This is a genomic window from Mesorhizobium sp. B1-1-8 (genome assembly GCF_006442795.2).
Lineage (GTDB): Bacteria > Pseudomonadota > Alphaproteobacteria > Rhizobiales > Rhizobiaceae > Mesorhizobium.
In genome coordinates this window covers 830,917-847,622 of record NZ_CP083956.1, presented here as the reverse complement: position 1 = coordinate 847,622, position 16,706 = coordinate 830,917, and the positions used below count along the sequence as shown (strand labels likewise).

At 65.7% G+C, this 16,706-nt stretch carries 16 protein-coding genes and 1 tRNA gene; 8 read left to right on the top strand and 9 right to left on the bottom strand.

The annotated features are described in order from the left end of the window. Nucleotides 1–41: 41 nt before the first annotated feature. The 3 genes from FJ974_RS04055 to FJ974_RS04045 are packed head-to-tail and all read right to left on the bottom strand — an operon-like array spanning nucleotide 42 to nucleotide 3,496. Entirely contained in the window at nucleotides 42–1,208 is a 1,167-nt protein-coding gene (locus tag FJ974_RS04055; protein WP_140538562.1) for an NAD(P)/FAD-dependent oxidoreductase, read from the bottom strand. A gap of 27 nt (nucleotides 1,209–1,235) precedes the next feature. Next, a complete protein-coding gene (locus FJ974_RS04050) occupies nucleotides 1,236–2,741 on the bottom strand; it encodes an ATP-binding protein (RefSeq protein ID WP_413468347.1) in 1,506 nt (501 codons plus the stop codon). A 59-nt stretch (nucleotides 2,742–2,800) separates the two neighbouring features. Then, nucleotides 2,801–3,496 carry a response regulator transcription factor gene (locus tag FJ974_RS04045; RefSeq protein WP_140538564.1) on the bottom strand — a complete coding sequence of 232 codons (696 nt, stop codon included), beginning with the start codon at nucleotides 3,494–3,496 and terminating at the stop codon, nucleotides 2,801–2,803. Between the two features lie 437 nt (nucleotides 3,497–3,933). On the opposite strand from FJ974_RS04045, the gene FJ974_RS30370 reads away from it, so the two are divergent. Both FJ974_RS30370 and FJ974_RS04035 read left to right on the top strand, forming a co-directional pair. Further along, a complete protein-coding gene (locus tag FJ974_RS30370) occupies nucleotides 3,934–4,149 on the top strand; it encodes a hypothetical protein (protein WP_413468334.1) in 216 nt (71 codons plus the stop codon). 28 nt (nucleotides 4,150–4,177) lie between these two features. After that, complete coding sequence (locus tag FJ974_RS04035; protein ID WP_140538565.1) at nucleotides 4,178–4,384, top strand: DUF1737 domain-containing protein; 207 nt, start codon at nucleotides 4,178–4,180, stop codon at nucleotides 4,382–4,384. Nucleotides 4,385–4,669: 285 nt separating this feature from the next. Here FJ974_RS04035 and FJ974_RS04030 read toward each other — a convergent pair whose 3' ends face one another. Beyond that, nucleotides 4,670–5,101, bottom strand: coding sequence for a metallopeptidase family protein (locus FJ974_RS04030; protein ID WP_140538566.1), 432 nt, complete (start codon nucleotides 5,099–5,101; stop codon nucleotides 4,670–4,672). Between the two features lie 185 nt (nucleotides 5,102–5,286). On the opposite strand from FJ974_RS04030, the gene FJ974_RS04025 reads away from it, so the two are divergent. From FJ974_RS04025 to FJ974_RS04015, 3 genes are read left to right on the top strand one after another with little or no spacing between them, the layout of a single operon-like run. Further along, the gene (locus FJ974_RS04025; RefSeq protein WP_140538567.1) at nucleotides 5,287–6,357 is read left to right on the top strand and encodes an ImuA family protein; all 1,071 of its coding nucleotides are present in this window, start codon (nucleotides 5,287–5,289) and stop codon (nucleotides 6,355–6,357) included. Beyond that, nucleotides 6,299–7,774, top strand: coding sequence for a DUF6504 family protein (locus FJ974_RS04020; protein ID WP_140538568.1), 1,476 nt, complete (start codon nucleotides 6,299–6,301; stop codon nucleotides 7,772–7,774). The genes FJ974_RS04025 and FJ974_RS04020 overlap by 59 nt, the downstream gene beginning before the upstream one ends. Then, nucleotides 7,771–11,100, top strand: a complete 3,330-nt coding sequence (locus tag FJ974_RS04015) for an error-prone DNA polymerase (protein ID WP_140538569.1) — start codon at nucleotides 7,771–7,773, stop codon at nucleotides 11,098–11,100. Before FJ974_RS04020 ends, FJ974_RS04015 begins: the two co-directional genes overlap by 4 nt. Before the next feature lie 2 nt (nucleotides 11,101–11,102). Here the strand turns inward: FJ974_RS04015 and FJ974_RS04010 are convergent, their stop codons facing one another. From FJ974_RS04010 to FJ974_RS03995, 4 genes are all read right to left on the bottom strand, one after another. After that, nucleotides 11,103–11,345 carry a Trm112 family protein gene (locus FJ974_RS04010; RefSeq protein ID WP_140538570.1) on the bottom strand — a complete coding sequence of 81 codons (243 nt, stop codon included), beginning with the start codon at nucleotides 11,343–11,345 and terminating at the stop codon, nucleotides 11,103–11,105. Nucleotides 11,346–11,584: 239 nt separating this feature from the next. Then, nucleotides 11,585–12,256 carry an LON peptidase substrate-binding domain-containing protein gene (locus FJ974_RS04005; RefSeq protein ID WP_140538571.1) on the bottom strand — a complete coding sequence of 224 codons (672 nt, stop codon included), beginning with the start codon at nucleotides 12,254–12,256 and terminating at the stop codon, nucleotides 11,585–11,587. 169 nt (nucleotides 12,257–12,425) lie between these two features. Continuing rightward, nucleotides 12,426–13,418 carry a thioredoxin gene (gene trxA, locus FJ974_RS04000; RefSeq protein ID WP_140538572.1) on the bottom strand — a complete coding sequence of 331 codons (993 nt, stop codon included), beginning with the start codon at nucleotides 13,416–13,418 and terminating at the stop codon, nucleotides 12,426–12,428. 82 nt (nucleotides 13,419–13,500) lie between these two features. Beyond that, the gene (locus FJ974_RS03995) at nucleotides 13,501–13,998 is read right to left on the bottom strand and encodes a prolyl-tRNA synthetase associated domain-containing protein (protein ID WP_140538573.1); all 498 of its coding nucleotides are present in this window, start codon (nucleotides 13,996–13,998) and stop codon (nucleotides 13,501–13,503) included. Between the two features lie 200 nt (nucleotides 13,999–14,198). Between FJ974_RS03995 and FJ974_RS03990 the strand changes: the two genes are divergently transcribed. Beyond that, nucleotides 14,199–14,273 (top strand) — tRNA-Gly (locus tag FJ974_RS03990). Nucleotides 14,274–14,662: 389 nt separating this feature from the next. Next, the gene (locus tag FJ974_RS03985) at nucleotides 14,663–15,043 is read left to right on the top strand and encodes a hypothetical protein (RefSeq protein ID WP_140538574.1); all 381 of its coding nucleotides are present in this window, start codon (nucleotides 14,663–14,665) and stop codon (nucleotides 15,041–15,043) included. Between the two features lie 141 nt (nucleotides 15,044–15,184). Here FJ974_RS03985 and FJ974_RS03980 read toward each other — a convergent pair whose 3' ends face one another. Beyond that, the gene (locus FJ974_RS03980) at nucleotides 15,185–15,625 is read right to left on the bottom strand and encodes an Lrp/AsnC family transcriptional regulator (RefSeq protein ID WP_140538575.1); all 441 of its coding nucleotides are present in this window, start codon (nucleotides 15,623–15,625) and stop codon (nucleotides 15,185–15,187) included. Between the two features lie 148 nt (nucleotides 15,626–15,773). Between FJ974_RS03980 and rocF the strand changes: the two genes are divergently transcribed. Continuing rightward, entirely contained in the window at nucleotides 15,774–16,706 is a 933-nt protein-coding gene (rocF, locus tag FJ974_RS03975) for an arginase (protein ID WP_140538576.1), read from the top strand.

Sequence of the window (16,706 nt, the reverse complement as noted above, 5' to 3'; positions counted from 1 at the left end):
GGCGCCTCATTCTTCGATATCGACTGGTTTTGTCCAGAAACCTAAATCACATTCAGCTCCCGGAATGCCCGCCCTTCCGCCACACGGCTGTACCCGAACGCCGTGCAATCCACCGTGCGGTAGCCGCCATGCACGATCAGCTCGGCCAGCGACTTGCCGACCGCCGGCGCCTGCTGCAGGCCGTGGCCGGAAAAGCCGTTGGCGAAGAGGAAATTTTGCACCTCCGGATGCGGGCCGATCACTGCGTTCTGGTCGAGCGTGTTGTAGTCGTAGTGGCCGACCCAGGCGCGCGTCGGCTTGATCGCTTCGAAGGCAGGGATGCGGGTGGCGAGCACCGGCCAGATCACCTCCTCGAACAGCGGCCATTCCACATCGAAATCCTTGGGATCGGGAGCATGATCGCCTTCTTCCGGCTCCGCGCCGCCGGTGAGGTAGACCGAGCCCTCCGGCCGCACATAGATGCCGGAGGGATCGACCAGCAGCGGCATGTCGGCATATTTTTCACGTGCCTCGAAGACGAAGACGTTGCGCTTGCGCGGCTCGACCGGCAGCGCCAGTCCGGCAAGAGCCGCGACCTTTCCGGCATTCGGCCCGGCGGCGTTGACGACGATGCCGGCTTCCAGCGTCTCGCCATTGTCGAGGCTCACGCCGGTGACGCGGTTGCCCCGGCGCGTGATACCGCTGACCGAGGCGGTGATGAAATCGATCTTCTTGTCGCGCAGCGCCTTGCGGAACAGCATCAGCATCGCATGCGCGTCGAACCAGCCCTCGCCGGTCCGGCCATAGGCGCCGGCGGCGATGCCCTCGGCCGACAGCCAGGAAAAGCGGCGCGTCAGCTGCCCGGCGTCTTCGAGCACGATATCGGCGCCCTCGGCGATCTGCGCCTCGTGATTGGCCTTCAGGATCGGCAGGCCGGCCTCGCCGGCGAGGATGAGATAGCCGCCCTCGCGAAAACCGATGTCGGCATCGGCGCCGAACGTCTCCTTCAGCCGCCGAAACAGTTTCAGCGTGAACTGCGACAGGCGGATGTTTTCCGGAATGGAAAATTGCTGGCGGATCGAGGCGCAGGACAAGGTCGTTGCCGCATGGGCAAACTGCGGGTCGCGCTCGACCAGCGCGATCGAGCCGGAAAAACCCTCCTCACGCAAATAATAGGCGACCGAGGAACCGACGATGGCCCCGCCGATGATGACGATGTCGTAGCGCACTTTTTTCTCCGGTCCGGCCCGGCTTTTTTACGCAACCGGCAAAATGATCTGGAAGCGCGTGCCGCGTTCGGAGTCAACCAGCCTGATCGTGCCATCATGCGCTTTCAGGAGGGCCAGCACGATCCCGAGCCCCATGCCGGTGCCGCCGCTGTCGCGCCGCGTGGTGAAGAACGGCTCGAACACCTTGGCCCGGTTGCTCGGCGAAATGCCGTCGCCGTCGTCGTCGACCTCGATCGTCACGCGGTCGCCCAGGCTCGCTGCGTTGATCGAAACCACCTTCGCGCCATGCCTGGCCGAATTGTCGATCAGGTTGGCGAGCACGATTGCCGCGTTCTCGTCCGAAATGCCGAGGCGGATATTGCTGCCGGCCTCGACGCGAACCGCCAGCCTGGCGTCGACCGGCAGCAGCGCCAGTGCCGCATCGAGCGTTGTGCTTTCGCCGCTCGGCGCCAGGTTTTCCGCGCGCGCCAGCTCGAGCAATCGCCGCACCAGCAGAGTGAGCCGCCCGGCGTCGGTGACGATGTTGTTGGAGAAACGCCGCCGCTCGGCCTCGTCCATCGTCCCGCCCGAATCGCGCAACAGCTCGGCCGCGCCTTGGATCGCCGTCAGCGGCGATTTCAATTCATGCGAGACATGGGTGGCGAAGGTCTGGATGCTGTCGGAGCGCGCCTGCAGTTTTTGCGCCATGTCGAGGAAGGCGGCCGACAGCTCGGCCATCTCGCGCGTGCCGTGGTGATCGAGCGGCCTGATCGCCTCGCGGTCGCCGGCGGCGATGCGTTTTGTCCGCTCGATCAGCGCATAAATCGGCCGGCTGACGGTGCGCAGGAACACCAGCCCGATCAGCAGCGTGCCGCCGAGGATGGCGATCGCCGCCAACGTCACCTTGCCGCGCTCGCCGTAGAGATGCTTGACGATGTTGTTCGGCGTCCGCGACAGGTAGACGACGCCGGCAACCCGGCCGGCGACTTCCACCGGCATGGCGACGAAGACCCGCACCCTGGTGCCGCGGCTGACCGAATAGAGCGGTGGCGGCGGCTGGTCGGGGATCCGCAGCCTGAGCGCGCTGGCATAGGAGCCGGCAAGTGCTGTCCGCACCTCCTCGACATTGGCCAGCGACTGCCCGACTTCCGCGCGCCCGGCAATCACCACGCCATGCGGGTCGAGCAGCCGGAAGCCGGCCAGCGTGGTTTTCTGCGTTGCATCGAGCATGCCGGAAAGCCGCGCCCCGATCGCCGCGAAAGCCGGATCGGCCGTGGCGGCGGCGCCCGCCGGCCGCGTCGGCAGCACATAATCGGAGGCGAGATCGAGGCGCGGCTCGATCGGCTGGTAAGGTCCGTCGGAACCGGCGCTTCGACCGGTATCGGTCAGCATAGGCGCGCCTAGCTTCTCCACGGGAATGCTGGCCGCGCGCACCTGATCGGCATAGACGGCGGCAAGCACCGCGCCTTGCGCGATGAGTTCGGCCTCGGTCTGGCGGATCAGCTGGTTCTCGTAAAGCCGGAAGAAGAACAGCCCGACCAGCGGCAGCGCCATCACCACGATCAGGATGGCGACGACGATGGTGGCAAGCCTGGGCCGCCACCTCTCCTTGCTCAACCACCGCATCGGCCGAGCCGAAAGCCGACGCCGTGCACCGTCTCGATCGCGTCCAGGCAGCCGACCGCCGCCAATTTGGCGCGGATGTTGCGGATATGGCTGTCGACGGTGCGGTCCGAAACATGGATGTTGGACTGATAGGCATTGGCCATCACCGCCTCACGGCCAAGCACATTGAGCGGGCGGGCGAGAAAACCTTTCAGGATGGCGAATTCGATCGCCGTCAGCACAAGCGGCTTGCCGCCGAAGCTCGCCGCATGGCTGGCCGGAACGAGCATCAGCCTGCCATGCGCGAACTGCCGGTCATCTTCTTCCTCGACCGCCGCCGGGCGGGCGCGGCGCAGGATGACGTTGACGCGGGCGACCAGCTCGCGCGGGCTGAACGGCTTCGTCACATAGTCGTCGCCGCCCATTTCGAGCCCTAGCACCCGGTCGATTTCTTCGTCCCGCGCGGACAGGAACAGCACCGGCACGTCGGACTTCTGCCTCAGCCTGCGGCAGACCTCCAGCCCGTCCATCTCCGGCATGCCGATGTCGAGCACGACGAGGTCCGGCGCGCGGCGCTCGACCGCCTGCAGCGCGGCGGCGCCGTCGGCAACGGCTTGCGTCTTCATCTCGGCCTTTTCCAGGGCAAAGCAGATGATCTCGCGGATATGCGGATCGTCATCGGCGACGAGGATGTTGTGCGGCATCGATCAGAAGTCCGGCATATCGGGTTGGTAGCCGTCAGGGATCAGCAGGCATGAAGGTTACCGATAACGTCAGAAGGTTGACGAAAAGCAGCCATTCGCTTGATTTTCCGGGCGCTTGATTTTCCGGGCGCGCTGCGCGCGATGATAAGCGCGGGATCCGCGGCCACGACCCAGTGGCAATAGCTCGGAACGGGCTTCATCGGGCCCTCCTGGCGTGTCGCGGGCGGCGCCCTGGCTGCGATCCCGGCGTGAAGGGCAGCACCGCCGCTGTCGGACGCAGTCTTTGCGGCTCGACGAGCCACCAGCCTTCGTTGCGCAGGCGCGGGGGCAGGGACCAGCGGAGATTGTGATGTGTTCGCATGCCGTGTGTTTCGCCGGCAGGCGCGGAGAGGTCGCGGCGGATCGCCTGGGATTTTCAGCAATGATGTGCAGTTTTCGTGCAGGGGCTGATCTCCCACCTCGAGGGGGAGATGGCCGCGAAGCGGCCAGAGGGGGTCGCCGCGCGTGAAGCGCCAGCGTCTTGCGCGAGGCCAGATGACGCCGGAGATAATGCCGGCAAGAACGTCATTGCGCTGGATGGGCGGATGGTCGAACGGCTGCATCTGGCGGAAGCAGAGAAACTTCTGGCGAAGGCCGCCGCTGTTCGCGCATAATATAAGCAATTCACGACAGGGTCGAAAAATGAAACTCTACCGCTTCCTGACCGGTCCGGACGACGCCAGCTTCTGCCACAAGGTGACGGCTGCGCTGAACAATGGCTGGCACCTGTTCGGCTCGCCGACCTACGCCTTTGACAAGCAGACCAAGTCGATGCGCTGCGGCCAGGCCATTGTGAAGGACATCGAGGGCCAGGAATACACCCCGGACACCAAGCTCAGCGATTGGTAGTATAGCCAATCTCCTCTGTTGGAGTCAGGGCAATCGCATATGGTAGCGCCAGCCCCCACTCCGTCCGCTGCGCGGCCACCTCTCCCCCATGTTTATGGGCGAGAGGAAACCCGAGCCTTTCAAAGCCGCGACCTCGGTGATTTCCTCTCCCTCACCGAAGGTGGGGGAGAGGTGGCTCGGCGAAGCCGAGACGGAGTGGGGGAGCGCCATATGCGATTACCCTGCCCTTGAGGGGGAGATGCCGGCATGGCAGAGGGGGCGCGAAGGAACGGGGCGTCTGGGACCCTACGCCGTCTGCTCGGCCACCTCCTCGATCCGTTCCATGTCGTCGTCCGACAGGCCGAAATGATGGCCGATCTCGTGGATCAGCACATGGGTGACGATGTCGCCCAGCGTCTCCTCGTTCTCGGCCCAGTAGTCGAGGATGGCGCGGCGGTAGAGGGTGATGCGGTTCGGCCCCTCGCCGGTCTGCGGGTTCCAGCGCTCGGCGATGCCGCGCCCCTCGAACAGGCCGAGCAGGTCGAACGGCGTCTCCAGCGACAGATCGTCCATGATCTCGTCGGTCGGGAAATCGGCGATCTGGATGATGATCTCGCCGGTCAGCTTACGAAAATCGTCGGGCAGGTGGGCATAGGCCTCCAGCGCCAGGAACTCCATTTCCTCCATCGAGGGCGAGAGTTGATCGTGCCACGTGCGGGTCTTGTAGATGCGGGCCATAACGATGTCCTTTGACCCCGGCATATAGGCTTTCGCGCCGATTGAGGCAAATGAGCCGGCGGCAGGTTTCTGCCCGGGTAAAAGGTCGAAGGAATAAATTCCCCATGACTCCGCTTGACTCTTCCGGCCCCCTCTGGAATCTATAAGAACATAACAGGAACAATTGTGAGTGGAAGCTGATCGTCATGGCGATGCCCGCCGTGGCGCGGGAGACTGTTTTTGCCCTGCGCCGCCAGATCGCGAAGATCGAGGGAACGCTGCCCGAGCGCCTGGAGGCGCCGGCGGGCGCGCCTGGAGCAATTCCAGGAAAAGTGCGTAGCGGTTTTCCGTCCGGAATTGCGGAAAAACAAATATATCGCGATGCCGCCGGCTCGGAGATCACCATCGTGCGGCGTGGTCTTGCGGTGGCGCCGCAGGATGCCTTCCTGCCCACCGGCATCGAAGGCCTCGATACGGCCCTTGGCGGCGGCCTGCCGAAGGCGGCGCTGAGCGAGATCCATGGCGCCGAGACCCGCGATGCCGGGGCTGTCGCCGGCTTTGCGCTGTCGCTCGCCAGCCTGATCCTGAGGGAGAAGCAGGGCCTGCCGGTCCTCTGGATCGGCACCGCCGAAATTTTTCGCGAGGCCGGCTTTCCCTATGCCAGGGGGCTCAACGGCCTCTTCGGTGTCGCACCCGGGCAATTGCTGTTTTCCGAGGCGCCGAAGCTCCTCGATGCGCTGTGGATCGCCGAGGAGGCCGCCCGCATGACGGCCTTCGCCGCCGTCATCCTCGAAATCCGCGGCAGCCCGCACAAGCTCGACCTCACCGCCACGCGACGGCTGCACGCGCGGGCGCAAAGCGCCGGCCGCCCGGTGTTGTTGCTGCGTCAGGCGGGTGAAGCCGAGCCCACCGCGGCGCCGGTGCGCGTCATCGTTTCGGCAGCACCCGCCGCGAGCCGAAGAACGGTCGCCGGGCCGCTTGCCGGCTCGATCGGCCGCCCCGCCTTCACCGTCGCTATCGGCAAGAGCCGCACCGCCTTGCCCGGACAATTCACACTGGAGTGGAACCCCGATGAGCACGCTTTTGCAGAAAGAAGCGCCCCGCAAGAACGGGCAGAGAATCCTGTCGCTGTGGTTTCCGCATCTTTGCGCGGAGCGGATCCTGCGCCGGCGTCTGGGTCGGTCCTGGCGTTCCCGGCCATCGGCTCACCGGCCGCTGGTGGTCAGCCACCGCGACAACAACACCCAGCGCATCGCCGCCCTCGACGAGCGGGCTGAGGCGCTCAAATTGAAGCGCGGCATGGGCATTGCCGATGCGCGCGCCATGCACCCGTCGATCGATGTCGTGGAGGCCGATCCGGAAGCCGACCGCCGCCTGCTCGAAGGCCTTGCCGACTGGTGCGACCGCTACACCCCGCTGGTGGCGATCGACGGCGAGGACGGGCTGTTTCTCGACGTCACCGGCTGCACGCATCTGTTCGGCGGCGAACGCGCCATGCAGGACGAGATCCTTAGCCGCTTCTTCGAGCAGGGTTTCGATGTCCGCGCCGGGCTGGCGTCGACGCCGGGCGCGGCCTGGGCGGCGGCGCGCTTCCACGGCGACCGCATCATCGCCGGCGGCGAGGAGGAGGAGCTTCTGGCGCCGCTTCCCTTATCTGCGCTGCGCATCGCGCCGGAGGTCCGCGCCAGCCTCGAAAGCGTCGGCCTGCGCACGGCGGGCGCGGTGATGGCTGCACCGCGCGCCCCGCTGGCCCGCCGCTTCGGCGCCACTTTGCTTTTGCGCCTCGACCAGGCGCTCGGCCGCCTCGACGAGGCGGTGTCGCCGCGCCTGCCGGTGGCGCCGCTCTCGGTCGAGCGCCATCTTGCCGACCCGATCGTGCTGACCGAAGAGATCGAGCGGCTGGTGAGCCGGCTCGCCTTGGCGCTGAAGGCCGATCTCGAACGCCGCGGCGAGGGGGCCAGGGCGCTGGCCCTGCTGCTCTTTCGCGTCGACGGCGCCGTCAGCCGCATCGCCGTCGGCACCTCGCGGCCGATGCGCGAGCCGCAGCTGATCAGAAAACTGTTCCACGAGCGGCTTGCGGCACTTGAGCAGGACATCGATGCCGGTTACGGCTTCGACCTGGTGCGGCTCTCGGTGCTTTCGGTCGCCGCCTTCGACTTGGCTCAGGGCGACCTCACCGGCGAGGCGGCCGACGACGATGCCGACATTGCACTCTTCGCCGACCGCATCCGCGCCCGCCTCGGCGACGCCGCCGTGCTGAAGCCGGTCCTCGTTGAGAGCCATCTGCCGGAGCGCGCCGTCGCCACGGTCCCCTTCTCGGAAGCGCCGCAGCGGCGCATGCCGCCGAGCCGGCCGCAGCGCTCCAGCCCGCCGATGACCATCTTCCCGCCGGAGCGGCCGATCCGCCTGTTCCGCTCGCCCGAGCCGATCGAGGTGCCGGCCACCGAGATGCCCGAGGGGCCGCCGATGAATTTCCGCTGGCGGCGCGCGCTCTACCGCGTCACCCGCGCCGAAGGGCCCGAACGCATTGCCGCCGAATGGTGGCGCCAGCAGCCTGGCGAGGACGAAGCGCCGACCCGCGACTATTACCGCATCGAGGACAGCGAGGGGCGCCGCTACTGGCTTTATCGTCAGGGCCTTTACGGCGCTTCGCAAGTTTCGCCGCGCTGGTTCATGCACGGGGTGTTCGCATGAACGCGCTGACCGCCATCCCCTATGCCGAGTTCGGCATCCAGTCGAATTTCTCCTTCCTGCGCGGCGCCTCGAAGCCTGAGGAGCTGGTGGTCACGGCTAAATTCTACGGCTTTTCCTCGATCGGGCTTGCCGACCGCAATACGGTGGCCGGCGTCGTGCGTGCCTGGCAGCAGGCCAAGGTGGAGAAGGTGGCCTATCATCCCGGCTGCCGCCTGGTGTTCGGCGACGGCACGCCGGACATCCTCGCCTATCCGCAAAACCGGCAGGGTTGGGGGCATCTGTGCCGCATGCTGACGCAGGCCAATCTGCGCGACGAGAACGAGAAAGGCGCGACGCTGCTCGATCTTGACGATCTGCTCGAATGGGGGGAGCTGATGTCGCTGGCGATCCTCCCCGGCCTTTCGGCGGGCGCGCAAGACAGCCTGTCATTAATTAGCCGGCTTAAGGATCGCTTTGGCGCATCGCTTCGGCTTGCCGTGGCGCCGGATTATGGCGGCAACGACCGTTTCCGCATCGAGCAGGCGGCGGCGATGGCCGAGCGCGCCGGTATCCCGCTGATGGCGACCAACGACGTTCTCTACCATGCCGCCGAGCGCCGGCCGCTGCAGGACGTGCTCACCGCGATCCGCCTCAACACGCCCATCACCGATGTCGGGCTGGAGCTGACGGCCAATGCCGAGCGCCACTTGAAGCCGCCGCTGGAGATGGCGCGTCTCTTCCGCCGCCATCCGCAGGCGCTGGCGGAGACGCTGCGTTTCGCCGGGGAGCTGACCTTCTCGCTCAGCGATCTCCAATACAATTATCCGGACGAGCCGACCGAATCCGGCCTTGGGCCGCAGGCCGAGCTCGAACGTCTGGCGCGGGAAGGCGCGGCCGTGCGCTATCCGGCCGGCGTCCCCGAGGACGTGCTGAAACGCATCGACAGTGAGCTCGCGCTGATCGAGCGCCTGAACTACGCGCGCTATTTCCTCACCGTCCACGACATCGTCAAATTCGCCCGCAGCCAGGGCATTCTTTGCCAGGGCCGCGGCTCGGCAGCCAATTCGATCATCTGCTTCTGCATCGGCATCACCGAAGTCGGCCCCGAGCGGATCGATACTTTGTTCGAGCGCTTCATTTCCGAGGAGCGCAATGAGCCGCCAGACATCGATGTCGACTTCGAGCATGAGCGGCGCGACGAGGTCATCGCCTATATTTACGAAAAATACAGCGCCAAGCGCACCGCGCTCGCCGCCGCCGTCATCAGCTATCGCGGCCGTTCGGCGCTGCGCGAAGTGGCCAAGGCCATGGGCCTCTCCGAGGATGTCAGAAGCGCCTTGTCGAGCACGATCTGGGGCTGGTCGACCTCCGAGCTCGGCGAGCGGGAGGCCAATGCCGGCGGTCTCGACCGCACCGATCCGCTGTCGCGCCAGGTGCTGGAGCGCGCCAACGAGATCATGGGCTTTCCCCGCCATCTCTCCCAGCATGTCGGCGGCTTCGTTATCACCCGCGACCGGCTCGACGAGGTCGTGCCCATCGTCAAGACGGCGATGGAGGAGCGCAAGATGGTCGAATGGGACAAGGACGACCTCGACGCGGTGAAGATCCTCAAGGTCGACGTGCTGGCGCTCGGCATGCTGACCTGTCTGAAGCGCGCCTTCACCTTGCTCACGCAGCATTATCCGCAGGCAAGGGATCGGTTTGGCCGGCCCTATGTGCTCGCCACCCTCCCGGAAGAGGACAGGCGCGTCTATGCCATGATCGACCGCGCCGACACGCTCGGCGTCTTCCAGATCGAATCGCGGGCGCAGATGTCGATGCTGCCGCGCCTCAAGCCACAAAATTTCTATGACCTCGTCATCGAGGTTGCGATCGTGCGGCCCGGCCCGATCCAGGGCGACATGGTCCACCCTTACCTGCGCCGCCGGCAGGGCAAGGAGAAGCCTGAATATCCCAAGCCTGAACTGGAAGAGATTCTCGGCAAGACGCTGGGCGTGCCGCTGTTCCAGGAGCAGGCGATGAAGATCGCCATCGTCGCCGGCGGTTTCAGGCCTGGCGAAGCCGACGAACTGCGGCGCGCCATGGCCACTTTCAAGCGCACCGGCACGATCGGCAATTACCGCCGGCGCATGATCGACGGCATGGTCGCCAAGGGCTACCAAGAGGAATTTGCCGAGCGCTGCTTCAAGCAGATCGAGGGCTTTGGCGAATACGGCTTTCCCGAAAGCCATGCCGCCTCCTTCGCGCTGCTGGTCTATGCCTCCTGCTGGTTCAAGACCTTCTACCCGGACGTCTTCTGCGCCGCGATCCTGAACGCGCAGCCGATGGGCTTTTACCAGCCGGCCCAACTCGTCCGCGATGCCCGCGACCACGGTGTCGAGGTGCGCGAGGTCGACATCAATCATTCCGTCTGGGATTGCACGCTGGAAGAATCCGCCTTCAATCCTTCACGCATTCTCGAGCGCCATGCCTCGATGCGCGGCGTCATCGAGACGGCTCATGCCGTCCGTCTCGGCTTCCGCCAGATCAAGGGTCTTTCGCAGGAGCGCATGGATGACTTCGTCGCCCAGCGCGGCGACGGTTATCTCTCGGTCAGGGATATCTGGCTGCGCTCCGGCCTCAATGTCGGCGAGATCGAGAAATTGGCGCAGGCCGACGCCTTTCGCTCGATCGGCCTCGACCGCCGGGCGGCGTTGTGGGAAGTGCGTGCGCTCGACGGCAGGAGCGCGGCGGAAAAACTGCCGCTGTTCGATCAGCCCGCGATCCGCATGCGCGAGTTGGAACCCGAAACCAGGCTGCCGAAAATGCCGCTCGGCGAGCATGTCGTGCACGACTATCGCTCGCTCGGCCTGTCGTTGAAGCAGCATCCGGTCGCCTTCCTGCGCGAGCGGCTCACCCGCGCCGGTATCACCCCCAATGCGCATCTGCCCTCGGTGCGCGACGGCAGGCGCGTCTCCGTCGCCGGCCTTGTTCTGGTGCGCCAGCGCCCCGGCAAAGGCAACGCCATCTTCCTCACGCTCGAGGATGAAAAGGCGATCGCCAATGTCATCGTCTGGCCGAGGGTCTTCGATCGCTTCCGCCCTGTCGTCATGGGTGCGCGCTTCATCCGCGTCACCGGCAAGCTGCAGCACGAATCGGATGTCATCCATATCGTCGCCGACAGGATCGAGGATCTGACGTCATGGCTTGGCATGCTGCTGGAAGCCGCCGGCCCGCTTGCCATCGAGCATCAGTCCGCTGCGCGGCCGGGCGGCTCCACGAAGCACGGCCTGCCGGTCCGGCAGGACATCGCGACGCTGTCGGGCGCGGCGCAAGAGGTCATGCCCAAGGGGCGGAATTTCCAGTAGGTTCAGGACGGCCCGCTCAGCCGCGGCGGCGTCAGCGCATCTTCCGCCGAGATCGTCCGCGCCTCGGAAGGCAGCATGATGGGAATGCCGTCCCGCACCGGATAGGCGAGCTTCGCCACCCGCGAAATCAATTCGCCGCGCTCGGCATTCCAGGTCAGCGGGCCCTTGGTCAGCGGGCAGGCAAGCAGCTCAAGCAGTTTCGGGTCGACATCGGCTTTCTTCCCGTCACGTCCGTCGGCCGCCATGATATTTTTCCCTATCCGTCCCGCAACCTGGGGTGTGTTGAGATTCAGGTCAGGCTGCGCCGAAAATGGGGGTTCCGAGAACCGGAGCGGAGCGTACTTGAAGTACGTGAGCACCGGCCTGCGCCGGCCGTAGCCTTAATTGCCATGCCACTTTCTCACAAATGCTTCGGCCGGCGAAGGCCGGAAGCGCAGGAAACCGCCGTTTGCAGGCCAGCCTCACCTGAACCTCAATACGCCCCCTATTGCAGGCTCGAACCAAAGTCCTCATTCTCGCGCGCCAGCGTCATTTCTGTAATGGCGATCAGCGTCTCGGCGCGCGTCTTCAAATCCGCCGCCTCGAGCAGCGCCTGCTTTTCGGCCGGCCCGTAGGGCGCCATCATCGACAGCGCATTGACCAGCATGGCGTTCTCGGCGCGGCTGACGCTTTCCCAGTCGGCCTCGAGGTCGTTGGCCTGCAGATAGGCGCGGAACGCCTTGAGCAGCGCCGGCCGGTCGACCTCTGCGGCGCCTTGATCCTCGTCGAGATCGGCCAGGAAAGGCGCGATCCGGCATTGCCGGAACGGCGTTCTGACCGCAGACTCCTGCGCAATGCGGAAGCGGCAGACGCCTTGCAGCGAGATCAGGTAGCGCCCGTCGCCGGTCTCGGCCAGCGAGATGATGCGCCCGGCGCAGCCGACGCTGCAAAGCTCGGGCTCGCCATCGCCGCGCAGCGCGCCATCGAGGCTGGGCTGGATCATCCCGATCAGCCGCGGCCCGGCCATCGCCTCGTCGACCATCTGCAGATAGCGCGGCTCGAAGACATTGAGCGGCATGCGCCCGCCCGGCAGAAGCAGGGCGCCGGCGAGCGGAAACACCGGGACCGTCGACGGCAGATCCCTTGCGAGCCGGTAATGGGCGTTTCCGACCTGCACCTCACCCCTCCGAAAGCGTTGCCGGCAAGCGCGTCAAACCTGCAGTCTCCTTTTGCGCAGCCCGGCGAACGCGGTTCCTCAGCAGGGCAGGGGCCGGCCGCCGGCCTTCCCTATCTGGCGCTTCCGACGCGCCGCTCAAGGCTGCCGGCAAAAAACAGCCGGCAAAAAATCAAGCGAACAGCAGCGACGACAATTTGCGCCGCGCCGCCAGCGTCGCCTCGTCGGTCATTCCCCAAGCCTCGAAGAATTTCAACAGCTGCGTCTTGGCGCCGTCGTCGTTCCATGCCCGGTCGGCCTTGATGATGGCGAGCAGATTGTCGGCCGCTTGCGTTCGTTCGCCGCGTGCGTTCTGGACCATCGCCAGATCGAAGCGGGCCTGATGGTCGGCGGGATTGGCCGCCAGGCGGCGCTCGAACTCCGCCGGATTGCCGAGCGCCGCGGCTTCCGCCGCAAGCGTCATCCTGGCGCGCAGCGCGGCAAGCGCCGGCGCGTCCTTCTTGTCATCCGGCGCCCGCGCCAGAACGGCCTCGGCGCCTTCGGCGTCGCCGGCATCGAACAGGATCTCGCCGAGCCCGGCGATCGCCTCGACCGTCTCCGGCGCCTGCTCGAGGATCGCGTCATAGATGTCGGCGGCGGTCCGGACGTCGCCGCCCGCGCGCGCCTCGCCGGCTGCCACCAATGCATCGGTGATCTGCGGCGCGCCGCCATTCTTGCCGCCGACCTTCTTTATGAACTCGGCGATCTGGCTTTCCGGAACGGCGCCCATGAAGCCGTCGACCGGCTGGCCGTCTTTGAAGGCGATGACCGCCGGGATCGATTGGATGCCGAGCTGGCCGGCGATCGAGGGATGGTCGTCGATGTTCATCTTGACCAGCTTGACCTTGCCGCCGGCGGCCTTGACCGCCTTTTCGAGCTGCGGCGTCAGCTGCTTGCAGGGACCGCACCAGGGCGCCCAGAAGTCGACCAGCACCGGCTGGCGGCGTGATTCCTGGATGACGTCGGCGGCGAAGGTGGCTGTCGTCGTGTCCTTGATCAGCTCGGCCGCCGCCGGCGCTTCGCCGAGTGGAACCCTGGCGCGCTCGCCGCCGCCATATTGCACCGACTGGGCGTAGGGGCCGGCACTGCCGCCAAAGGAACCGCTGAATGGATTGTTGTCACTCATGTCGTCGCCCTTTCGGTCGCGCGGCCGGCAACGGGGGCGGCGCGGTCATTGTCGAAGTTCGGTTTCGCCAGCTATGTGGCGATCAGGCCGAGACTTTCAAGATAACAGGATCGTGGCCGGTTGCCTCGACGAATCTGACGAGATCGGCCGCCGCGATCGACGTCGTCGCCTCATTGGTCAGCGGATGGCCGTTGATCACCGCATGGCTCATCAATTCCTGGTCGAGAACGACCTTGACCCGCCCGGCCGTGTCGTTGATCAGGCCGAAGACGGTGACCGCGCCCGGGACGACGCCGAGCAGCTCCATCAGCATCTCCGGCTTGCCGAAGGAGACGCGGCCGGCGGCGCCGATCAGATGGTGGATCTGCTTCAGGTCGACCTCGGCCTCCTCGCCGACGGTGACCAGGAAAAAATTGTCCTTTTTGTCCTTCAGGAACAGGTTCTTGGTGTGACCGCCCGCAATCTCGCCGCGCAGCGCCTGCGAATCGGCGACGGTGTAGAGCGGCGGGTGCCGCACCGTCGAGACGGAAATGCCGAGATCGGCAAGAAAGGAATTGAGTTCGGCTTCGGTCTTCGGCATCGGTCCTCGCGTCATCCGGCAGCGCCATGCCGTTTACGGCCAATGAGGCCTTCGGGGCAAGGGCTGACCCGGCTGATCTTCACGCCTCGAAACGACGCCGGCCGCGTCTGCGAGCCGGTCCGAAAAGCCCGTCATTTCCCTGTTGCAATCGCCGCGCTCTTCGGTCATATAGGCGCGGCTTGCGGCCCAAAGCCGCGCGAGCGGGTGTAGCTCAGGGGTAGAGCACAACCTTGCCAAGGTTGGGGTCGGGCGTTCGAATCGCCTCACCCGCTCCAGTTTCCCTTCCGGGAACCAAGCGACTATGAAAAATGGGCCGGGTCGATCCGGCCCTTTTCATTTGTTCGCGGACAGCACCGGCGCAGCGCGCATCAAACAATGCAGTCTGCCGGCCATTTCAGGCTTGCTTGGTGCGAGGCGATCAGCTTTTTCAATGTTCCGCGAGGAGCGCTTCAGGCGCGCGTACAGCGACCATTCAACGCTCGATCACATCGGATAACGTTTGCGTGCCACCTCCATTTCAACGCCGGGGTGGCCTTCTACATGTTGTCCGTGGGCCGGGAAACGCCGGCGATGAATACCTCGACACGACGCGACTGGACGGCCCGTTTCGGGAAAGCGTTCTACCGCTTCTCCATCATTGGGAGATGTCATCATGCGCTCTTTAATGCCAAAGATCATCGCGGCCGCATCCATCTTCGCGGCCATACCGCTTTCGGGCGCCTATGCAGTGCACCGTTACCGGGCGCCGCCTGTCGACACCACAACCACGGCATCCGTGCCGGTGAACCCGCAAGCGAGGGCCGCGGTAGAGCAGTTGCTGAGCGTCAAGCAGGGTATCCGCCAGGCCAGGCTGGCCGGCAAGATCACACCGGACAAGGCTCGTGACCTGATGCGGCAGGCGGATTCCATCCAGCGCACTGCGTTGACGTCCGGCAATTCGGCGCTGAGGCAGATCGATGAGCTGGGCCAGCGGCTTCAGAATGCCACCGGCCAGGGAACCTATATGGGCGACGGTGCCGACGGCGGTTATTATCCGAACGGCTGACGGATAGGCTCTTCATAAAGCGGCCGCCGGTGTGATCAAGCTCCCAGGTCTCGCACCGGCGCTGGCGCCAGACCGCACTGACGGCATTATGGCGCCAACCGCGGCGGTTCTGGGGCGGCCTGCCTAAGATGGCTACCGTGACTACGCCAGCCTTGCCCTCGTTGTCCGCGGCGTCGCCAGAAGCAGGCTGGTCTCACTACCGGTTATCCCCGGGATAAGCCGGATGCGGCGCAGCACCGCGTCGAAATCGGTCAGCGAGGCGGTTCCGAGTTCGACCACCAGGTCCCAGCGGCCGTTGGTGGTGTGAATAGTCGAGACTTCGGGAAAGCCGCCGAGCGCCCGGATGACGCGGTCGGCGGCATGGCCTTCGATCTCGATCAGCATGACGCCGCGAATCTTCTGGTCGACGGCGTCGGCGCGCAGCACCACCGTGTAGCCGATAATCTCGCCGGATTTTTCCAGCCGCGCCATGCGCGCCCTGACCGTGGCGCGCGAGATGCCGAGATCGAGGGCGAGATCGGAGACGCTGCGGCGCGCATCATGCCTCAGCAGAGTCACCAGTTTCTCGTCCAGCGCATCCATGCTTGTCCATTTCGATCATTTGATCTGACCAATATGATAGATCAACCTTCCCAAAGTGCCAATTCTGCCTGTTCACCCCGCCGCGCCGCCATGGTTCATTGCTTCGATCAATCGCCGTATGACGCAAGAGGGAAGGGCCGAAAGAATCATGCGCTGCAGGATCATTGGCGCGCCGGTGCAGGACGGTGCGGGCAGGATGGGATGCGAGATGGGGCCGAGCGCGCTGCGCACGGCAGGGCTTGTCTCGGTGCTGTCGGGGCTCGGCCATGAGGTCGAGGACTGGGGCGCTGTCGAGAAGGCGGCGGCGCGCCCTCTCGCCCACGGCAATCTGGCCCTGAAAGCGCTGCCGGAGATTTCCGCCTGGACCGCGGCGATCGCCGAGACCGCCTATGCGTCATCGAAGGATGCCATGCCGATCTTTCTCGGCGGCGATCACTCGATCTCCGCCGGCACCGTGTCCGGCGTGGCGCGCCGCGCCGCCGAGCGCGGCCGGCCGCTCTTCGTGCTGTGGCTCGACGCCCATCCGGATTTCCATACGCTGGACACCACCACCAGCGGCAATCTGCACGGCGTGCCGCTTGCCTATGCCAGCGGCCGGCCGGGTTTTCAGGGCTATTTTCCGGATCTGCCCGCCGCCGTCGATCCCGCCCGCATCTGCGCCATCGGCCTGCGCAGCGTCGATCCGGCCGAGCGCCGCGCGCTCACCGAGGCGGGCGTCACCGTCCACGACATGCGCGCCATCGACGAGCACGGCATCGCGCCGCTGCTGCGCGCCTTTCTTGCCAAGGTCGAGAAGGAAAACGGCCTGCTGCATGTCAGCCTCGACGTCGATTTCCTCGATCCCTCGATCGCGCCTGCCGTCGGCACCACCGTGCCCGGCGGCGCCACGTTTCGCGAGGCGCATCTGGTGATGGAGATGCTGTCCGACTCAGGCCTGGTCTCCAGCCTCGACCTGGTCGAGCTGAACCCGTTCCTCGACGAGCGCGGCCGCACCGCCACCCTGATGGTCGACCTTACCGCCAGCCTGATGGGCCGCCGCATCATGGACCGCCCGACCCGCAGCCACTCCGGAAGCCTCTGA